The 18555-nt window shown below is 66.7% G+C and carries 15 protein-coding genes; 10 read left to right on the top strand and 5 right to left on the bottom strand.

Annotation, left to right across the window (positions count from 1 at the left end; translation table 11 throughout):
- Positions 1-6: 6 nt before the first annotated feature.
- From G7Y85_RS00410 to G7Y85_RS00420, 3 genes are all read right to left on the bottom strand, one after another.
- Positions 7-1566 carry a cytochrome ubiquinol oxidase subunit I gene (locus tag G7Y85_RS00410; protein ID WP_166250641.1) on the bottom strand — a complete coding sequence of 520 codons (1560 nt, stop codon included), beginning with the start codon at positions 1564-1566 and terminating at the stop codon, positions 7-9.
- Positions 1563-1856, bottom strand: a complete 294-nt coding sequence (cydP, locus tag G7Y85_RS00415) for a cytochrome oxidase putative small subunit CydP (protein ID WP_166250642.1) — start codon at positions 1854-1856, stop codon at positions 1563-1565. Before cydP ends, G7Y85_RS00410 begins: the two co-directional genes overlap by 4 nt.
- A gap of 231 nt (positions 1857-2087) precedes the next feature.
- Complete coding sequence (locus G7Y85_RS00420; protein ID WP_166250643.1) at positions 2088-3401, bottom strand: sigma-54 interaction domain-containing protein; 1314 nt, start codon at positions 3399-3401, stop codon at positions 2088-2090.
- A gap of 247 nt (positions 3402-3648) precedes the next feature.
- Here G7Y85_RS00420 and G7Y85_RS00425 point away from each other — a divergent pair, with 247 nt between their 5' ends.
- The 8 genes from G7Y85_RS00425 (at position 3649) to G7Y85_RS00460 (ending at position 11158) form a co-directional block, all read left to right on the top strand.
- Entirely contained in the window at positions 3649-4533 is an 885-nt protein-coding gene (locus G7Y85_RS00425; RefSeq protein WP_166250644.1) for an MBL fold metallo-hydrolase, read from the top strand.
- A gap of 15 nt (positions 4534-4548) precedes the next feature.
- Positions 4549-6216, top strand: coding sequence for a bifunctional protein tyrosine phosphatase family protein/NAD(P)/FAD-dependent oxidoreductase (locus tag G7Y85_RS00430; RefSeq protein WP_166250645.1), 1668 nt, complete (start codon positions 4549-4551; stop codon positions 6214-6216).
- 4 nt (positions 6217-6220) lie between these two features.
- Entirely contained in the window at positions 6221-7045 is an 825-nt protein-coding gene (locus G7Y85_RS00435) for a sulfite exporter TauE/SafE family protein (protein ID WP_166250646.1), read from the top strand.
- Positions 7046-7146: 101 nt separating this feature from the next.
- The gene (locus G7Y85_RS00440; protein WP_166250647.1) at positions 7147-7416 is read left to right on the top strand and encodes a hypothetical protein; all 270 of its coding nucleotides are present in this window, start codon (positions 7147-7149) and stop codon (positions 7414-7416) included.
- 166 nt (positions 7417-7582) lie between these two features.
- Positions 7583-9106: an acetaldehyde dehydrogenase ExaC gene (gene exaC, locus G7Y85_RS00445; protein ID WP_166250648.1), complete on the top strand. Its 1524-nt coding sequence runs from the start codon at positions 7583-7585 to the stop codon at positions 9104-9106.
- A 25-nt stretch (positions 9107-9131) separates the two neighbouring features.
- A complete protein-coding gene (gene adhP / locus G7Y85_RS00450) occupies positions 9132-10157 on the top strand; it encodes an alcohol dehydrogenase AdhP (protein ID WP_166250649.1) in 1026 nt (341 codons plus the stop codon).
- A 46-nt stretch (positions 10158-10203) separates the two neighbouring features.
- Entirely contained in the window at positions 10204-10704 is a 501-nt protein-coding gene (locus G7Y85_RS00455; protein WP_166250650.1) for an ion channel, read from the top strand.
- A gap of 280 nt (positions 10705-10984) precedes the next feature.
- Entirely contained in the window at positions 10985-11158 is a 174-nt protein-coding gene (locus tag G7Y85_RS00460) for a hypothetical protein (RefSeq protein ID WP_166250651.1), read from the top strand.
- A 45-nt stretch (positions 11159-11203) separates the two neighbouring features.
- Here G7Y85_RS00460 and G7Y85_RS00465 read toward each other — a convergent pair whose 3' ends face one another.
- On the bottom strand, positions 11204-13354 hold the full coding sequence (locus tag G7Y85_RS00465; RefSeq protein WP_166250652.1) for a TonB-dependent receptor family protein: 2151 nt from the start codon (positions 13352-13354) through the stop codon (positions 11204-11206).
- Between the two features lie 329 nt (positions 13355-13683).
- Here G7Y85_RS00465 and G7Y85_RS00470 point away from each other — a divergent pair, with 329 nt between their 5' ends.
- Both G7Y85_RS00470 and acs read left to right on the top strand, forming a co-directional pair.
- Positions 13684-14271 carry an adenylate kinase gene (locus G7Y85_RS00470; protein WP_166250653.1) on the top strand — a complete coding sequence of 196 codons (588 nt, stop codon included), beginning with the start codon at positions 13684-13686 and terminating at the stop codon, positions 14269-14271.
- Between the two features lie 172 nt (positions 14272-14443).
- Entirely contained in the window at positions 14444-16420 is a 1977-nt protein-coding gene (gene acs / locus G7Y85_RS00475) for an acetate--CoA ligase (RefSeq protein ID WP_166250654.1), read from the top strand.
- 31 nt (positions 16421-16451) lie between these two features.
- Here the strand turns inward: acs and G7Y85_RS00480 are convergent, their stop codons facing one another.
- On the bottom strand, positions 16452-18494 hold the full coding sequence (locus G7Y85_RS00480) for a sigma-54-dependent Fis family transcriptional regulator (RefSeq protein WP_166250655.1): 2043 nt from the start codon (positions 18492-18494) through the stop codon (positions 16452-16454).
- Positions 18495-18555 lie beyond the last annotated feature (61 nt).

Here is an 18555-nt window from a genome sequence, read left to right on the forward strand (position 1 = left end):
AGTCCTTCAATGTTGCGCGGCGGCTTCGTCGGCGTAGCGGCCGGTGCCGAGACTGCCCGGACCCCGGCGAGCGAAACGCACCATCAGGTACATCTCGACGATCAGCAGCGCGGTATAGAAACCGACGAAGCCGGCCAGCGAGCCGTAAAGGCTCGACACGCTCAGGGTCGAGACCGACAGATTGGTCGGCAGCACGCCGTAGATCGTCCAGGGCTGGCGACCATATTCGGCAACGAACCAGCCGAGCTCGCAGGCAAGCCACGGCAGCGGCAGCGACCACAGCGCCCACTTCAGCAACCAGCGCCGACGCTCGCACTGCATGCGCAGCGTCGACAGCGAGGCCAGTGCGAACAGCGCCAGCATCAGGAAGCCGATGCCGACCATCGCGCGAAATCCCCAGAACATCGGTGTCACGCGCGGGATGGTGTCGTTGACGGCGCGCTCGATCAGCTCCGGCGTGACCTGATCGAAATCGGTGACGTACTTGCGCAGCAGCAGGCCGAAGCCGAGATCGGCCTTGTGCTGTTCGAAGATCGTCCGCGCATCGGCATCCTGGCGATTCGCACGCAGGCGGCCGAGCGCCTTCGCCGCCTCGATGCCGGACACGATGCGCACCCGGTTCTTCGCCTTGATTTCGAGAATGCCGGGAATCTGCAGGCTCACCGAGCGCGTGCCGATCAGACCCATGACCCAGGGAATCTCGACGGCCCAGTCATTCTTCTGTTGTGCTTCGTTCGGCCAGGCGAGCAGATTGAACGAGGCCGGCGCCGGCTCCGTTTCCCACATGGACTCGATCGCCGCCATCTTGGTCTGCTGCGCCTCGCCCACCGTGTAGCCGGACTCGTCGCCGAGCACGATCACGGAACAGACCGATGCCAGGCCAAAGGCGGCGGCGATGCGGAAGCTGCGCCTGGCGAACTCGACATCGCGGCCGCGAAGCAGATACCAGGCCGAGATCGACAGCACGAACATCGCGCCGGTCACGTAACCGGCGGACACGGTGTGCACGAACTTCGCCTGCGCGATCGGATTGAAGATCACCGACCAGAAGTCGGTCAGTTCCATGCGCATGGTTTCGTAGTTGAACTCGGCGCCGACCGGGTTCTGCATCCAGCCGTTGGCGATCAGGATCCACAGTGCCGACAGATTGGTGCCGATCGCCATCAGGATGGTCACCAGCAGGTGTTGCTGCCTGGAGAGCCGGTCCCAGGCAAAGAAGAACAGGCCGATGAAGGTGGATTCGAGAAAGAACGCCATCAGCCCCTCGATTGCCAGGGGTGCACCGAAGATGTCGCCGACGTAATGCGAGTAGTACGCCCAGTTCGTGCCGAACTGGAATTCCAGCGTGATGCCGGTGGTGACGCCCAGCGCGAAGTTGATGCCGAACAGCTTGCCCCAGAAGCGGGTCATGTCCTTGTAGACGAGCTTGCCGGTCATCACGTAAACCGACTCCATGATGACCAGCAGCCAGACCATGCCCAGCGTCAGCGGCACGAACAGGAAGTGGTACATCGCGGTCGCGGCGAACTGCAGGCGCGAAAGGTCGACGAGGTGGGTGCTGATCATGGCTGAGGCTCGGTAAGGGGCGCAGGAGAAGCCGGTCCGCCGAGCACGCTTTCGCCGGCGCGGTGACCGTCGATCCGGATCCCGTGAGGGCGCACGAACGCGAACCACAGCAGGACGATGGCGAGCAACTTGACGAGCAGGACGACGGTGATGCCGCGCCGCAGCCGATCGCTGCGATGGGTCCGTGCGGCCGGGCATGGTGGAGAGGGGGTGTTCACGGCGCGGACGAGGGTGGCGGGCAGGCCTGCATCGTCGGACAGCGGCCGCCCGTACGCCTTGACGACGGTCAAGCCCTGGTCCGTGAGGAGCGGCAATCGGGTTTTGCGGGTGCTTGGCGGCATGGCATCTGGATCGCGTGACGCCACGGCTTGATCAGGTTCCGTGCCAAGCCGGAATTATTGAAATTAAACTTTATAATTCAAATAATTAAATTTGATACTTTAAGTGAATTCAAAAGCCTTGAGGCTGCCATTGGCAGAGTTTGGCAGACGACTGCCAGTACGCTGGCAGCAATGTCGATCTCAGGCGAGGCCGAGCTCGCGCAAGCGCCGGTACAGGGTCCGCTCGCTGAGTCCGAGATGATGAGCGAGTTCGCTGCGCGTGCCTTTGAACACCGCCAGCGCGTGCGCGAGTTGCGCGCGTTCGTCGCGCCGCTGCCGGCGACCGCCAGGCGCGGCAGGCGGACCGGCGGCCGCGCTGTGCAGCTCGGCTGGCAGGTGGCCGGCATGAATCACGCCGTCGTCGGCGAACAGCCGCGCGCGTTCCAGAATGTTGCGCAGTTCGCGGACGTTGCCGGGATAGCGGTACTGAGCCAGCAGGCGCATTGCTTCGTCGTCGACGCGTGGCGCCTGATTGCCGGCGATGCGCTGCAGCAGACTCTCGACCAGCAGCGGCAAATCATCGGCCCGTTCGCGCAGCGCCGGCAAATGCACCGGAAAGGCGCTGATGCGGTAGTAGAGATCCTGGCGAAAGCTGCCCTCGGCAACCATCGCTGCCAGCGGTTTGTGGGTTGCCGAGACGAGGCGGAAGTCGGCTCGCAGCGGTTCGACGCCGCCGACCCGCCGAAACGTGCCGGATTCGATCAGGCGCAGCAGCTTGACCTGCATCGCCAGCGGCACGTCGCCGATTTCGTCGAGAAACAGCGTGCCGCCGTGCGCGGTCTCGGCGAGGCCGATCTTGCGCTGCGTGGCGCCGGTGAACGCGCCTTTCTCGTAGCCGAACAGCTCGCTTTCGAACAGGGTTTCCGTGAGGCCGGTGCAGTCGACCACGACCAGCGGTCCGCGCGCGCGCGGGCTGCTCTCGTGCAGCGCGCGCGCGAACAGTTCCTTGCCGGTGCCGGATTCGCCCTGCAGCAGTACCGGAATCTGCGCCGGCGCCGCGCGTTGCAATGCGGCCAGCGCTGCCTTGAAGGCAGGAGCCCGGCCGACCAGGCCCTGGCGCTGCGGCTGCGCCGCCGCCGCCGTGACACTGCTCAGCCGCTCGACGTAGGCCGCCACCTCGCCGTGTTCGTCGAGGATCGGTCGCAGTTCGACATCGACGTGCTCGGGGCCGCGTGGCGTGTGGTGGATGTGCAGCACGCGATCGGGTGCACGGGTTTCGCTGGCCTTGCGCATCGGGCAGTGCTCGCCGGCCTGATCGCAGGGCACGGCGTATTGATGCGAAACGCGATAGCACTTGCTGCCGATCGGCGCCTGCTCGGCCGCACCGAACTGCCGACGGTACGCGTTGTTGGCGGCGAGGATGTTGTAGTCGGTGTCGAGCACGATGGTCGGCTGGACTTCGTGTTCGAGATACGAGATCAGCGCCTGCACCTGTGCCGAGGAAGGAAGGGTCATCGCGTCGTGCTCCGGAGTCTGCGGGACAGCTTAGTCGCCCCCGACGGCGCTGCCAAATGCTGCCATGTGCTGCCATCGTCGCCGCCATTGTCAGTCACGGCGGATCGGTCTTCCAAAGATAAATATCATTAAAACAAGGTCTTGAATTTCTCTTCCGGACGAGTTCCGGCTGGCACGCGTCTTGAGTGTGGACTGTCATCACTGGCAGCCGGATGGCGCGCCGGATTCATTCAGCGGAGCCAACGAGATGTCCGAGACCAGTCAGATCCAGCTCGAAGCCTTTTTCGATCCGGCGACGTGGACGATCAGCTACCTGTTGCTCGATCGCGGCAGCATGCAATGCGCCTTGATCGACAGCGTGCTTGATTACGACCCGAAGTCCGGGCGCACGCGGCATGATTCGGCGGACCGCCTGATCACGCGCGTCCGCGAACTCGGTGCCAGCGTGCAATGGCTGCTCGAAACGCATGTGCATGCCGATCACCTGTCGGCGGCCGGGTATCTCAAGGAGCAGGTCGGCGGCAAGCTCGCGATCGGCGCGCACATCACGGCCGTGCAGGACGTGTTCGGCAAGCTGTTCAATGCCGGCGCCGGATTCGCCCACGACGGCAGCCAGTTCGACACGCTGCTCGCGGACGGCGAGACCTTCAGCATCGGTCATCTCGAGGCGCGCGCCCTGCATACACCCGGTCATACACCGGCCTGCATGACCTACGTGGTCGAGGACGGCGACGAGACGATCGCCTTCGTCGGCGACACGCTGTTCATGCCGGATTACGGCACCGCACGCTGCGATTTTCCCGGTGGCGACGCGCGCACCCTGTATCGCTCGATCAACAAGGTGCTCAGCCTGCCGCCGCAGACGCGGCTGTACATGTGCCACGACTATCAGCCGGGCGGCCGCGATGTGGCCTACGAAACCACCGTCGCCGAGCAGCGCGCGAACAACATCCATGTGCGCGACGGCATCAGCGAGGAAGGCTTCGTGACCATGCGCCGGGCGCGCGACGCGACGCTGGAAATGCCGGTACTGATCCTGCCGTCCGTGCAGGTCAACATGCGTGCCGGCCATCTGCCGGACCCCGATGACAACGGCGTCCGCTATCTGAAGATTCCGCTCAACGCGATTTGAGCGCTGGAGATCCGCATGCAGGTTCGCAAGCTTGGCGACGATCTGTCGGTCGCCCCGCAGATTGCCGTCGCCGATATTGCCGCACTCGCGGCGCAGGGGTATCGCAGTCTGATCTGCAATCGTCCGGACGGCGAGGGGGCCGACCAGCCGCTGTATGAAGAGATCGCCCGCGCCGCGGAGGCAGCGGGACTGAAGCCTGTCTATCTGCCGATCGAGTCCGGCAAGGTCGACGACGCCGCTGCGCAGCGCTTCGGCGAGTTGCTGTGCGAACTGCCGAAACCGGTGTTCGCGTATTGCCGCACGGGTACGCGGTCGGCAACGCTGTGGGCGCTGGCGCAAGTGCAACGCCGGCCGCTGCCGGAAATCCTCGACATCGCGCGCGTCGCCGGCTACGACCTCGCCGCCGTTGCGCGCCGCATCGCCAACGGCGGACGTACACCAGTCGATCGTGTCGATGCCCGCCACCAGATCGTCATCATCGGTGGTGGCGCGGCCGGCATCGCGACCGCGGCGAGCCTGCTGTCGCGCGACGCGAAGCTGGACATCGCCATCATCGATCCGGCGGACGTGCACTACTACCAGCCGGGCTGGACGCTGGTCGGCGCCGGTGTGTTCAAACCGTCGCATACGGCGCGCACGATGGCTTCCCTGATTCCGCGCGGCGTGCACTGGATCAAGGCCGCGGTCGCCGCCTTCGAGCCGCGCGCCAACGCCGTCGTGCTCGATGGCTGCCGTGTCGTCGGCTACGATCAGCTCGTCATCTGCCCCGGACTCAAGCTCAACTGGGCCGGCATCGAAGGACTCGACGAAACGCTCGGTCGCAACGGCGTGACTTCGAACTACCGCTACGATCTCGCGCCATACACCTGGGATCTGGTGCAGAAGCTGCGCGAAGGGCGGGCGTTGTTTACCCAGCCGCCGATGCCGATCAAATGTGCCGGGGCGCCGCAGAAGGCGATGTATCTGTCGTGCGATCACTGGCGTCGGGAGGGTGTGCTCGCGAAGATCGAGCCGGAGTTCTACAACGCCGGCGGCGTGCTGTTCGGCGTCGCCGACTACGTGCCCGCATTGATGCACTACGTCGAGCGCTATGGCATCGATCTGAACTTCGGGCACACCTTGGTGAAGGTCGACGGCGCGCGCCGGATCGCGAGTTTTGCACGCAACCGGACTGACGGGACTCGCGAGACCGTCGAACGCGAATTCGATTTCCTGCATGTGGTGCCGCCGCAGGTCGCGCCGGATTTCCTGCGTGTCAGCCCGTTTGCCGACGCGGCCGGCTGGGTCGACGTCGATCCGGCCAGCTTGCGGCATCGTCAGTTCGGCAACGTGCATGCGCTGGGCGATTGCACCAATACCAGCAATGCCAAGACCGCCGCCGCCGCTCGCAAGCAGGCGCCCGTCGTTGCGCACAATGTGCTGGCCGCGCTTGGCCGCGCACGCACCGAGGCGCGCTACGACGGTTACGGTTCATGCCCGCTGACTGTCGAGCGCGGCAAGATCGTGCTGGCCGAATTCACCTACGGCGGCAAGCTGGCGCCGAGCTTCCCGAGTTGGTTGCTCGACGGCCGCAAGCCGACCCGTGCCGCCTGGTGGCTGAAGGAACGCGTCCTGCCGCCGCTGTACTGGCAGGCCATGCTCAAGGGTCGCGAGTGGATGGCGCAGCCGGAACTGGCGGACTGAAGCCATGAACGAACACCTGCTGCTCGGTTCCGCGCTCGGCGCCGTGGTCGGCGCCATCCTCGCGTTGACCGGTGCCGGCGGCGGCATCCTCGCGGTGCCGCTGCTGGTGTTCGGACTCGGTCTGTCGATGGCGCAGGCGGCGCCGGTCGGCCTGCTCGCCGTCGGCCTCAGTGCCGCGCTCGGTGCCGTGCTCGGCCTGCGCGAAGGCATCGTGCGCTATCGCGCGGCCGGTTTCATTGCCGGCATCGGCATCGTGTTCGCGCCGCTCGGTTTGTGGATCGCGCATCGCGTGCCGAATGCGCCGCTGGCGCTGGCCTTCGCGGCCTTGCTGATCTACGCGATGCAGCGCATGTACCGCCAGGCCCGCCGCGAACTGCGCGAAGGTCCGCAGCCGCCGCGCACCGAAGTCCTGCCCTGCGTGATCAATCCCGGCCGCGGCCGCCTGCGCTGGACCTTGCCGTGCGCGCGCTCGCTGGCGCTGACCGGCGTCATATCCGGCGTGTTGTCCGGTCTGCTCGGCGTCGGCGGCGGCTTCGTCATCGTGCCGGCGCTGAGCCGCTATACCGATCTCGACATGAAGAGCATCGTCGCGACTTCGCTCGCCGTCATCGCCCTGGTGTCGGCCGGCAGCGTCGCCGCCGCGAGTATCGGCGGTGTCATGCACTGGGCGGTCGGCGTGCCGTTTGCCGGTGGTGCGGTCGCCGGCGTGCTCGGTGGGCGTCTGTTCGCGGCGCGGCTCGCCGGGCCGCGGCTGCAGCAGGCATTCGCCGGCGTCGGTTCGATCGCCGCGCTGCTGCTGATCGTGCGCGGCGTGCACGGCGCCTTCTGATCGACGCCGGTGGCGCGCACCCTGCGGTATTGACGCAGATCATCGCCGCAGTGGCAGGCCTCGCGGAGACTCGCTGCATCTCCACAGCAGAGGATGCACACATGCCGCGAATGAAGACCGCCCTGCGCAACGACCTGCGCGCCTTGCAGCTCGTGCGTGACGAGCTGCTGCTGCATCTGCATCTGCTGGGCGCGGACGTGAACGATCGCTGGCAGGTCCTCGAACGGCAGTGGGACAGCCTGAAAGAACACGCGCATCGCGCACAGACGGCTGCCGAATCGGCGCGACCGGAAATCGAGACCGCCGCCGGTCTGCTCGCCGAAGCGCTGAGACGCGGCTACGCCGAGATCGGCAACGCCTTGAAGCGCTGAGGCAGTCGGCGTGCAGGAGGCCGCGGCGTCTGCCGCGGCCTTTCTGTTTCCCGGTCTCGGATGCCGTGGACTCATGACGCAGGTCAATGCAGTGCCGAGCCGGCATCCCTAATTTGCGTGCACCCCTTCGGCGTTCCCGCAAGGAACGCGCAAATTGGAGAGTCTCATGAACAAGCCCGAACCCTGCACTGCCGCCACGCTGCGCCATCCGTTCAAGGCGCGCTATGAAAACTTCATCGGTGGCCGATGGCTGGCGCCTGCGGCCGGGCGCTACTTCGCCAATGTATCGCCGGTCAACGGCGACGTGGTTTGTGAAATCCCGCGCTCCGATGCACAGGACGTCGAACGCGCGCTCGACGCCGCGCACAAGGCGCGACGCGCCTGGGGGCGCACAGCGGTTGCCGAAAGAGCACGGCTGCTCAATCGCATCGCCGACCGCATGGAGGACAAGCTGGACCTGCTGGCACGGGCCGAGACCTGGGACAACGGCAAGCCGATCCGCGAGACCATGGCGGCAGACGTGCCGCTGGCGATCGATCACTTCCGCTATTTCGCCGGCTGCATTCGCGGTCAGGAAGGATCGATCGGCGAGATCGATCACGACATGGTCGCGTATCACTTCCACGAGCCGCTCGGTGTCGTCGGCCAGATCATTCCCTGGAATTTTCCGCTGCTGATGGCAGCATGGAAGATGGCGCCGGCGCTGGCCGCCGGCAATTGCGTTGTCATCAAGCCGTCGAAGAACACGCCGGCCAGCATCCTCGTGTTCGCCGAGCTGATCGCCGACGTGTTGCCGCCTGGCGTGCTCAATATCGTCAACGGCAGCGGCGCGGAAGCCGGTGAAGCGCTGGCGGCGAGCAAGCGCATTGCCAAGATCGCGTTCACCGGCTCGACCGAAACCGGCCGCGACATCGCGCGTCACGCCGCCGAGAGCCTGATCCCGGCGACTCTGGAACTCGGCGGCAAATCGCCGAACGTGTTCTTCGAAGACGTGATGCGCGCCGACGATGCGTATCTCGACAAGGCCATCGAAGGCCTGGTGCTGTTCGCGTTCAACAAGGGTGAGGTCTGCACCTGCCCGAGCCGCGCGCTGGTGCAGGAGTCGATCTACGAGCGCTTCATGGAGCGTGCGATCGCGCGTATCGAAAGGATTCGCGTCGGCAATCCGCTCGACATGGCGACCCAGATGGGTCCGCAGAACTCGAAGGAGCAGGAGAGCAAGATCCTGCGCTACATCGCCATCGGCAAGGACGAAGGCGCCTCCCTGCTGACCGGTGGTGCGCGCGCGACCGTCGAGTCGGCGCTGTCCGGCGGCTACTACCTGCAGCCCACCGTGTTTCGCGGCGACAACCGGATGCGCATCTTCCAGGAGGAAATCTTCGGGCCGGTGCTCTCGGTCACGACCTTCAAGGATGTCGACGAAGCGATCGAGATCGCCAACGACACGATCTACGGGCTGGGCGCCGGCGTCTGGAGCCGCGACGCGAATACCTGCTATCGCATGGGTCGCGCGATCGAGGCCGGCCGGGTATGGGTCAACCAGTACCACGCCTATCCGGCTCATGCCGCGTTCGGCGGGTACAAGGAATCCGGCATCGGCCGCGAGACGCACAAGATGATGCTCGATCACTACCAGCAGACCAAGAACATGCTGGTCAGCTACAGCGAGCAGGCCCTGGGCCTGTTCTGAACCGCGACGATCCACGGAGCACGAGATGAAGACCATGAAAGCCGCGGTCGTCCGCGAATTCCATCAGCCGCTGCAGATCGAGGAGGTCGCGATCCCGACGCCGGGTCCCGGCCAGATCCAGGTCAAGATCCAGGCATCCGGCGTCTGCCATACCGATCTGCACGCTGCGGAAGGTGACTGGCCGGTGAAACCGTCGCCGCCGTTCATTCCCGGCCATGAAGGCGTCGGCTACGTATCGGCGGTTGGTGCCGGCGTGCACCACGTGAGGGAAGGCGACCGTGTCGGCGTGCCATGGCTGTACAGCGCCTGCGGGCACTGCGAGCACTGCCTCGGCGGCTGGGAGACGCTGTGCGAGAGTCAGCAGAACACCGGCTACTCCGTCAACGGCGGCTTCGCCGAATACGTGATCGCCGATCCGGACTATGTCGGCCATTTGCCGCCCAACATCGGCTTCGTCGACATCGCGCCGGTGCTGTGTGCCGGTGTCACCGTCTACAAGGGACTCAAGGTCACCGATACGCGGCCGGGCCAGTGGGTGGTGATTTCCGGCATCGGCGGACTCGGCCACATGGCCGTGCAGTACGCCAGGGCCATGGGTCTCAATGTCGCGGCGGTCGATGTCGATGACGACAAACTGGATCTCGCGCGCCAGCTCGGCGCCACGGTCGTCGTCAATGCGATGAAGACCGATCCCGCCGTCTATCTGAAGAAGGAGATCGGCGGCGCCCACGGTGCGCTGGTGACGGCGGTGTCGCCCAGGGCGTTCGAGCAGGCGCTCGGCATGGTGCGACGCGGCGGTACCGTTTCGCTCAACGGTCTGCCGCCCGGCAGCTTTCCGTTGCCGATCTTCGATGTCGTGCTCAGCGGCATCACCGTGCGCGGCTCGATTGTCGGCACACGCCAGGATCTTCAGGAATCGCTGCAGTTCGCCGGCGAGGGCAAGGTGCGCGCAATCGTGTCGACGGAAAGACTCGAGAACATCAATGATGTCTTCCGCCGCATGCACGAAGGCCAGATCGAAGGGCGGGTAGTGCTCGATTTCCGGCAATGAGTCCGGAACCGTGGCGCTGAGCTGAACGGCGCGGCTAGTGCGACACATGCGATCGTCCGCGATCGGTGTCGTCATGCCCGGCACGCCCGGCCTGCTGGCTGCCGCGGCCGAGCCGGTCTACTGGCTGACCGTCGCCGCGACGCTGATGCTGGTCGCGGCGGCAGTGGTGCTGCATTACGAAGGTCTGGAGCGACTCAATCGCGCCATCTCCCGCTGGCAGATGCCGCCGCGCCTGCGCATCCTCGGGCTGATCTTCTGCATCATCACCCTGCACACCGCCGAGATCTGGATCTTCGGTCTGGGCATTTACGCGGTCGCGTCGCATCCGGCATTCGGTGCGATCGGTGGCGCCGACACGCCGCAGTTGCTCGACGCCGTCTACCTGTCGACGACGACCTACACGACCGTGGGCTATGGCGATCTCGTGCCGCACGGCCCTCTGCGGCTGATCCTCGGCAGCGAGGCGTTGACCGGTTTCGTACTGTTGACCTGGTCGGCGTCATTCGCCTACATCGAAATGCAGCGTTACTGGCACGGCGAACGCTGAACCGTCGCGGCAGCGCGAACGCGTCACCGTCGCTTGACGCAAATCAAGTGATCCCGGTCGCCGCCGCCGTATCGTGCACCGACATCCGGGGAGCGCGGGAATGCGGCGCAGCGACGGCATCGGGAAGCGGTTGGTACCGCGCACACATGCGCGATGGGCGGGACGCGATGTCGGCATTCGTGCTGCCGGCCGCGTCACGCGCGGGCGTTGCCCGGATGCTGATGTTCGTCGCGTGGCTGGCCCGTCTGTATCTGTGGCTTCCGCTGCCGGCGCTGGCGACATGGTGGCTCGCAAGGCGCGACGTGCGCCGCAGCCGCAGATCGGGTCGGCCGACGCCGCGGCGATCTTCGGCGTCGCACCGGCAGCGGCCAGCCGGCTTCGTGCGGCGCGCCACGCGTGCATCAACACCGCCGATCACAACCTGGCCGATCTGGTCGTCGAAACGGAGGCCTGAGTGATCGCGCGCCTGCCTCGCTGCGGTTCTCGCCCCGGCGCCGCCTCAGTACTTCCACTCCAGTCGCAGCCCGGCGAGCACGCTGCGGCCGGGGCCCGGCTCGTAGTAGCGGCCGTTGCCGTCGTTGACGATCACCGAGCCGACGTAGTCGCGATCGAGCAGATTGTCGACACGCACGAAGCTGCGCACGCGCAGTGTCGGCAGGTCGAAGACATAGCCGGCACTGGCATCGAGCAGGCCGTACGAGGGTGCGGCTTCGCTGTCGATGTCGTTGACCTGGACCTTCGAGACGTAGCGGCCGTCGAGCGCCGCATTCCAGCCGCTGTCGCGTCCCCAGCGCAGTTCGGCGTAGAGATTGGATTCGGGAACACCGGGAATGCGACTGCCGGCGGCGACCGTGCCGAGGTTGGTGCCGCTCGGATTGCTGTTGCTCGGCTGCGCGCAGGGGCTGCCGGTGCAGGTCGTGTAGGCCGCGCGCGTGGTGGCGTCGAGCAGGGTGTAGGCGAGTTGCAGCTTGAAGTCGTGCGGCAGACGCGCCAGCGCCGAGGCTTCGATGCCGCGCCGGCGTGTACGGCCGGCGTTGTCGTAGGTGGAACGGCCACCGCTGTTGGTCGCGGTCACGAGTTCGTCGCGCGTCAGGGTCTGGAACAGCGCGAGTTCGGTCTGCACGCGTTGGCGCGGATGCCACTTGGCGCCGATTTCGGCATTGTCCGAGCGCGCGGCGTCGAGGTCGAAATTGAGGCCGGCCTGGCCGTCGGGGCGATAGGCGAGTTCGGCAAAGGTCGGCGTCTCGAAGCCCTGCCCGTAGGCGGCGTACAGATTGAGCGTCGGGCTGTAGTGAAAGCTCAGGCCGGCGACCGGCGTGGTCGCGCCGTAGTGCGTGCTGCCGCTGTCGTCGGGATTGCTGCTGGTGATGTAGTGGTCTTCGGATTTGAACCTGACCTTGCTGTGGCGCAGGCCGGCGAGCAGCGACCAGCGCTCGGCGAAATCCCAGTTCGCCTGCAGATACTGGTCGAAATCGTGGACGTCGTCGTTCTCGTCGCGTCGCAGCGCGCCGCGTACACCGAGCGTATCGCCGACGAAATTCTCGTAGCCGCGACGCTGCTGGGCGAGCGCGTCGTAACTCAGACCGGCGATCACTTCCAGCGGTTGTCGTGCCAGCGCGCCGTGCCAGCTCCAGCGCAGATCGCCGCCGCCGTAGCCGGTGCCGAGATCGACGACGCCGCCGGAATGTCGCGGGTTGGCCTGTGCCGAAGGCGGGATGGAAAGAAACTGCTCGACGTTGCGATGGCCGCCGTAGACCAGCACGCGCAGGGCCTGCGCCGGACTCAGCGCGCAGTCGTAGATCGCGCCGATCTGTTTCTGGTCGGCGCTCTTGCGCGTGTCGTACTGCGTGGCGACCGCGGTAGCCTGGCGCGGATCGGCTTCGAACTGATCGCGTGTGAGGCCCAGCGGGTCCTGGGCGTGCGGCGAGTTGAAGTAATTGAGCAGCAGCGTGAGCTTGCCGCCGTCCGAGAAGTCGAGGCCCAGCTTGCCGTTGAACGAATCGCGCGTCGCCGCACTGTGATCGCGAACGCCGTCGGTCGTGAAGTGCAGGTAGTCGAAGTTGTAGTCGGCGATGCCCAGCCGGCCGCTGGCACCGACATCGCCGCGGCGCGTGCCGTAACTGCCGAGCGCGACGCCGCCGAACAGTTCCGGCTGTGCGCTGCCATCGGCCGTGAACAACTGGATGACGCCGCCGGACGAATTGCCGTACAGGGTCGAGAACGGCCCGCGCAGCACTTCGACGCGATCGGCCGATTCGAGATTGAAGTGCGAGACCTGGCCCTGGCCATCGGGCTGTGTTGCCGGAATGCCGTCGAGGTAGAGACGCACGCCGCGCACGCCGAAGGTCGAACGCGCGCCGAAGCCGCGAACCGAGATCTGCGTGTCCTGTGCGTAGTTCTGGCGATCGCGCGCGAGCAGGCCCGGCACCGCCGGCAGCACTTCGGAGAGATTGACGCCGAGCGCGGTGTCGGCGAGCTCGTCGCTCGATACGGTGCTGATCGACGCCGGCACGTCGAACGACGGCGCCGGCAGGCGCGTCGCCGTCACGGTGATCGTGTCCGGGGCATCGTCGGCGGCCGCATGGACGCAGACCGCGGCGATCGCAATCGCCAGGACGCTGGGCGGCAGAGGCCGGCATGAGTGGCGCATCGTGACTCCTCGTTCATTGTGCAAGCCGATCTGGATGCCGGCGCTTGGCGCGGCGAAGAGCAAGCCTCGTGCCACGGTGCGCTACCGCCGCCGGCGTCCGCGGCGCGGGTCGACGGCAGCGGCCCAGGCACGACAGCGTGTCAGCCACGACACAGCTGCAGCGGGACAGTCCGTCACGAATCCGGCCCGAGCAGTGCAAACCGTCGGAGGCGGTCGCTCGTCGTCGCCTGTCGGCGCGAGGCTTTTGCCGCTCGCCAGCCGCCATGGCATCGGACTTGCTCTGTGGCGCCCACTTCAGATCGCGACATTCACGAAGGAGTGATGAACGCATGAAAATCGTATTGCTCGGAGCGCCGGGTTGCGGCAAGGGCACGCAGGGCGAAATGCTGTCGGCGCATTACGGCATCCCGCGCCTGTCGACCGGCGACGCCCTGCGCGCCGCGGTACGCCTGCGTACCGCACTCGGCCTTGAAGCCAAGGCCGCCATGGATGCCGGCCAGCTGGTCGAGGATCGCATCGTCATCGGCATCGTCGAGGAACGGCTGGCGGAGGACGATGTCACCGCCGGCTTCATCCTCGACGGCTTCCCGCGCAATGTGCGGCAGGCGCAGACGCTGGACGCCATGCTTGCGCGACAGGGACAGGCCGGCATCGACGCCGTGCTGCATCTCGAAGTGCCGTGCGAGGAACTGCTGCGACGCATGCTCCTGCGCGGCATCGAGGAAGGCCGCAGCGACGACACGGAGCAGACCATCCGCCGACGCCTTGCGGTGTATCGGACTGAAACCGGCCCGCTGCTCGCGTACTACCGCGAGCAGGGCAAGCTGCTGACGCGCAGCGGCTGCGGTTCGGTGATCGAGGTGTTCGGCAGCGCGGTGAGCGCAGTCGACGGTTTCGTGGCGGCGCTGCCGCTGTGAGTTTGTTGTCCCGCCGCGCGCCGGCAGCGGGACCGTCCGTGTCGTCGCCGTCGCGGCACGGGACTACGACGACGGCGGATGCACGGTCGGTGGCGCATGGCATCGGCTTTGCTAAGCGCCGCCGGTCCGCGCGCTGCGGGCCCTGCCGGCAAGAACCAGAGGAGAGCCGTACATGAGTGCCACTGCACCGGAGATCGAATCCGTCCTGCACGAGGAGCGCAGCTTCGCGCCGTCGCCGGCGTTCGCTGCGTCCGCGAACTTCAACGGCGAGCGCCTGGCGGCGCTGCGTGCGCACGCAGCCGCCGATCACGAGGGCTTCTGGGCTGCACAGGCGCGTACGCAGCTGTGCTGGCAACAGCCATTCGGACAGACGCTCGACGACAGCCACGCGCCGCTGTATCGCTGGTTCGGCGGCGGCCGCCTGAATGCCTCGGTGAACTGCCTCGACCGGCACCTGCCGACGCGCGCGCAGGACACCGCCATCATCTTCGAGCGCGACGACGGTGAGGTGCAGCGCTGGACGTACGCCGCGCTGCACGAAGAGGTATGCAGGCTCGGCAACGCACTGCGCCTGCTCGGCATCGGCAAGGGCGACCGTGTCGTGCTGTACCTGCCGATGGGCGTGCAGGCCGTGATCGCCATGCAGGCCTGCGCGCGCATCGGCGCCGTGCACTCCGCGGTGTTCGGTGGCTTCTCCGCCGAATCGCTGAAGGACCGCATCGAGGACGCCGGCGCCAGCGTCGTCATCACCGCCGATGCCGCCCCGCGCGGCGGCAAGCGCGTGGAGCTGAAGGCGACTGTCGATCGTGCCCTGTCAGCCGGCTGCGGGAGCGTCGAGCATGTGCTGGTGTTCCAGCGCCTCGACGGCTGTGCGATGCAAGCCGGTCGCGATCTCTGGTGGCAGACGCTGGTGCCGCAACAGGCCACGCACTGCGAACCGGAATGGGTGGAGTCGGAGCATCCGCTGTTCCTGCTGTACACGTCGGGTTCCACCGGCAAACCCAAGGGCGTGCAGCACTCCACCGCCGGCTATCTGCTCGGCGCGACGGTCACCATGCAATGGGTTTTCGACCTGCAGCCCGGCGATGTGTTCTGGTGCACCGCCGACATCGGCTGGATCACCGGCCACTCATACGTCGCCTACGGGCCGCTCGCCAATGCCGCGACGCAGGTGATCTTCGAAGGCGTGCCGACCTGGCCGGACGGCGAGCGCTTCTGGCGCATGATAGCGGCGCACAAGGTCAGCATTTTCTACACCGCACCGACCGCGATCCGCTCGTTGATGCGTCTCGGCGACGAGCTGCCGGCGCGGCACGATCTGTCGTCGCTGCGTCTGCTCGGCAGCGTCGGCGAGCCGATCAATCCGGCGGCCTGGCTGTGGTACCAGCGCGTGATCGGCGGCGGTCGTTGCCCGGTGGTCGATACCTGGTGGCAGACCGAAACCGGCGCCATCATGATCGCGCCGGTGCCGGGCGCCATGCCGACCAAGCCCGGCTCCTGCACGCTGCCGCTGCCCGGCATCTGCGCCGAGATCGTCGACGAGGACGGCCATCCGCTGAGCAAGCCCGGACACGGCGGCCTGCTGGTTGTCGGCAAGCCCTGGCCGTCGATGCTGAGCACGATCTGGGGCGATGACGCGCGCTACTGCAGCACGTATTTCGGACGCTTCGGCAAAACCATCTACGTCGCCGGTGATGGCGCGCAGCGCGACGAGGATGGCTATTTCTGGATCCTCGGCCGCATCGACGACGTGCTCAATGTCTCCGGCCATCGTCTCGGTACGGCGGAAGTCGAATCGGCGCTGGTCGCGCATCCGCGCGTGACCGAAGCGGCGGTCGTCGGCCGTTCGCATCCGGTCAAGGGCGAGGCGATCCTCGCGTTCGTCGTCGTCAACGGCGCGCGCGAAGCCGCCATCGCAGCCGGGCTGGCACAGGAACTCTGTCAGTGGGTTGCCACCCAGCTCGGCGCAATCGCCAGACCCGACGAAGTGCGCATCGTCGAACAGTTGCCGAAGACACGCTCCGGCAAGATCATGCGCCGCCTGCTGCGTTCGATCGGCCGTGGTGAAGCGGTGACGCAGGACGTCAGCACGCTGGAGAATCCGGCGATCATCGAACAGCTGCGGGGCGAGCCGGCGTTCGGTGCGTAGGCGGCTCCACGGGTCGTCACGGCCGACTGTCTCAATGTCGTGACACTTTGTCACCGCGCTGGTCGCCGACGGCGATGCCGTGTCGCGCCAGTTTGCGATACAGGGTGTTGCGGCTCATGGCGAGTGCTCGCGCGGTGAGCGTCATGTTCCAGCGATTCTGTTCGATGGCCTGCAGGATCGCCTTGCGCTCGGCGGCTTCCAGCGGGTTGCCGCTCGCCCCCGTTGTTTCCGTCGGGAGCGCCGGCGCTGCCGGCAGGTTGTTCGCGACCGGTGCTGCTGCGGCCGGTTTGTCGCCGCCGTTGCGCAGTTCCGACGGCAGGTCCTCGCGGCGGATGACATCGCCGTCGCAGATGGCCAGCGCGGTGCGCACCACGTTGCGCAGCTCGCGGATGTTGCCGGGCCATGGATAGGCGAGCAGGCAGGCGAAGGCGTCGCCATCTATCGTCACCGGCCGGTCGGTTTCCATGGCGATGAAACGGCGCACGAGCCGCTCGATGTCACCGCGCTGGCGCAGCGCCGGCAGTTCGAGCGTGATGCCGTTCAGGCGGTAGTAGAGATCCTCGCGGAATTCGCCGCGCTGGATCATCTCGCGCAGCGGCCGGTGCGAGGCGCTGATGACGCGCAGGTCGACCTTGATCGCGGTGTCGCCGCCGAGCGGCACGACCTCCTGTTCCTCCAGTACGCGCAGCAGGCGCGTCTGCAGATTCAGCGGCATGTCGCCGATCTCGTCGAGAAACAGGGTGCCGCCGCTGGCCTGCAGGATGCGGCCTCTGGAGCCTTCCTTGCGTGCGCCGGTGAAGGCGCCGCCCTTGTAGCCGAACAGTTCGGCTTCGATCAGCGATTCGGGAATCGCGCCGCAGTTGACGGCGACGAAGGTCTGCGACGCGCGTTCGCTCGCCAGATGCAGCGCCTTGGAGAACGCTTCCTTGCCGGAACCGGTCGGACCCTGGATCAGGATCGGTACCGGCGAGTTGGCGACCCGGCTGGCCGAGCGCGTGTTGCGCAGCATCATCGGGTCGTCGCCGGCAAGCTCGGACAGCGTCATGGCCTCCGGCTTGCCGAGCGGTTCGATCCGTACGCTCTCGCTGGCCGCGGCAACGCGGCGCAGCGGCTGCGCGCTGATGTAGGGCGTGCTGTTCTGCGGCGGCACCAGACTCAGGAAGTAGCGTCGGCCGTAGCGGCGATCGCGGACCGGGAACAGGGCGTGACGTGCCGATTCGAGTTGGCGCAGATCGCTGTCGTCGATCTCGAACAGGTCGCTGAAGCGGCTGCCGACCAGCGCGCGACGGCTTTGCGCCGACAGCAGCGACACGGCCATGTCGTCGGCGGCCACCACGGTGCCGTCCTCGGCCAGCGCCAGTGCGGCATCGTGCAGCAGGTTGACGAACTCCGGGCGGCTGTGGAAACGCAGCACGCGGAATGGCTGGCTGCGGCGCAGGAACAGGCATTTCTCGATCAGGCGCGCCGAGGTGTTGACCAGCGCCATGGTGTGCATCTGGCTGCTGCGCGTGTCGTGCGAGCCGACTACCGAGGCGTCGAGCACGGCGATCATGTCGCCCTGCGGATCGCGGATCGGCGAGCCGGAGCACGACAGCGCGATGTGCCGTGCGCGGAAATGGTCGGCGCGATGGATCATCACCGGCCGGGCTTCGGCGATGCAGGTGCCGATGCCGTTGGTGCCTTCGGACTGTTCGCTCCAGTTGGCGCCGACGATCAGGCCGGCACCGCGGAACATGCGCGTCAGGGTGGGATCGACCTTCTCGCTGAGGATGACGCCCTTGGCGTCGGTCAGCAGCAGCGCATAGCCCGAGCCGCTGATCTGGTCGTAGAGCGTGTCCATCTCGGCGCGTGCGATGTCGACCAGTTCGTCGTGCCGCGTCTGCAGATCCTTGAGGTTGGCACCGTCGACGATATCCGGCGCATGGGGCCGCGCCGGATCGAGCTGGTAGGCATTGACGCAGCGCTCCCAGGACACGCGTACCGCGTCGTTGACACCGCCGCGCGGGGGCGCGCCGAGGCCATTGACCAGACCCATCACGCCGCGGGCGTGTTGTACCAGCGCTGTGTCACCCATCTCTCCACCTTCTGTTCTGTGTACGGCTTCGACCGCGACGGCCCGCGCTGCACTGCGAGGT

This window comes from Solimonas terrae, from assembly GCF_011067135.1.
Lineage (GTDB): Bacteria > Pseudomonadota > Gammaproteobacteria > Nevskiales > Nevskiaceae > Solimonas > Solimonas terrae.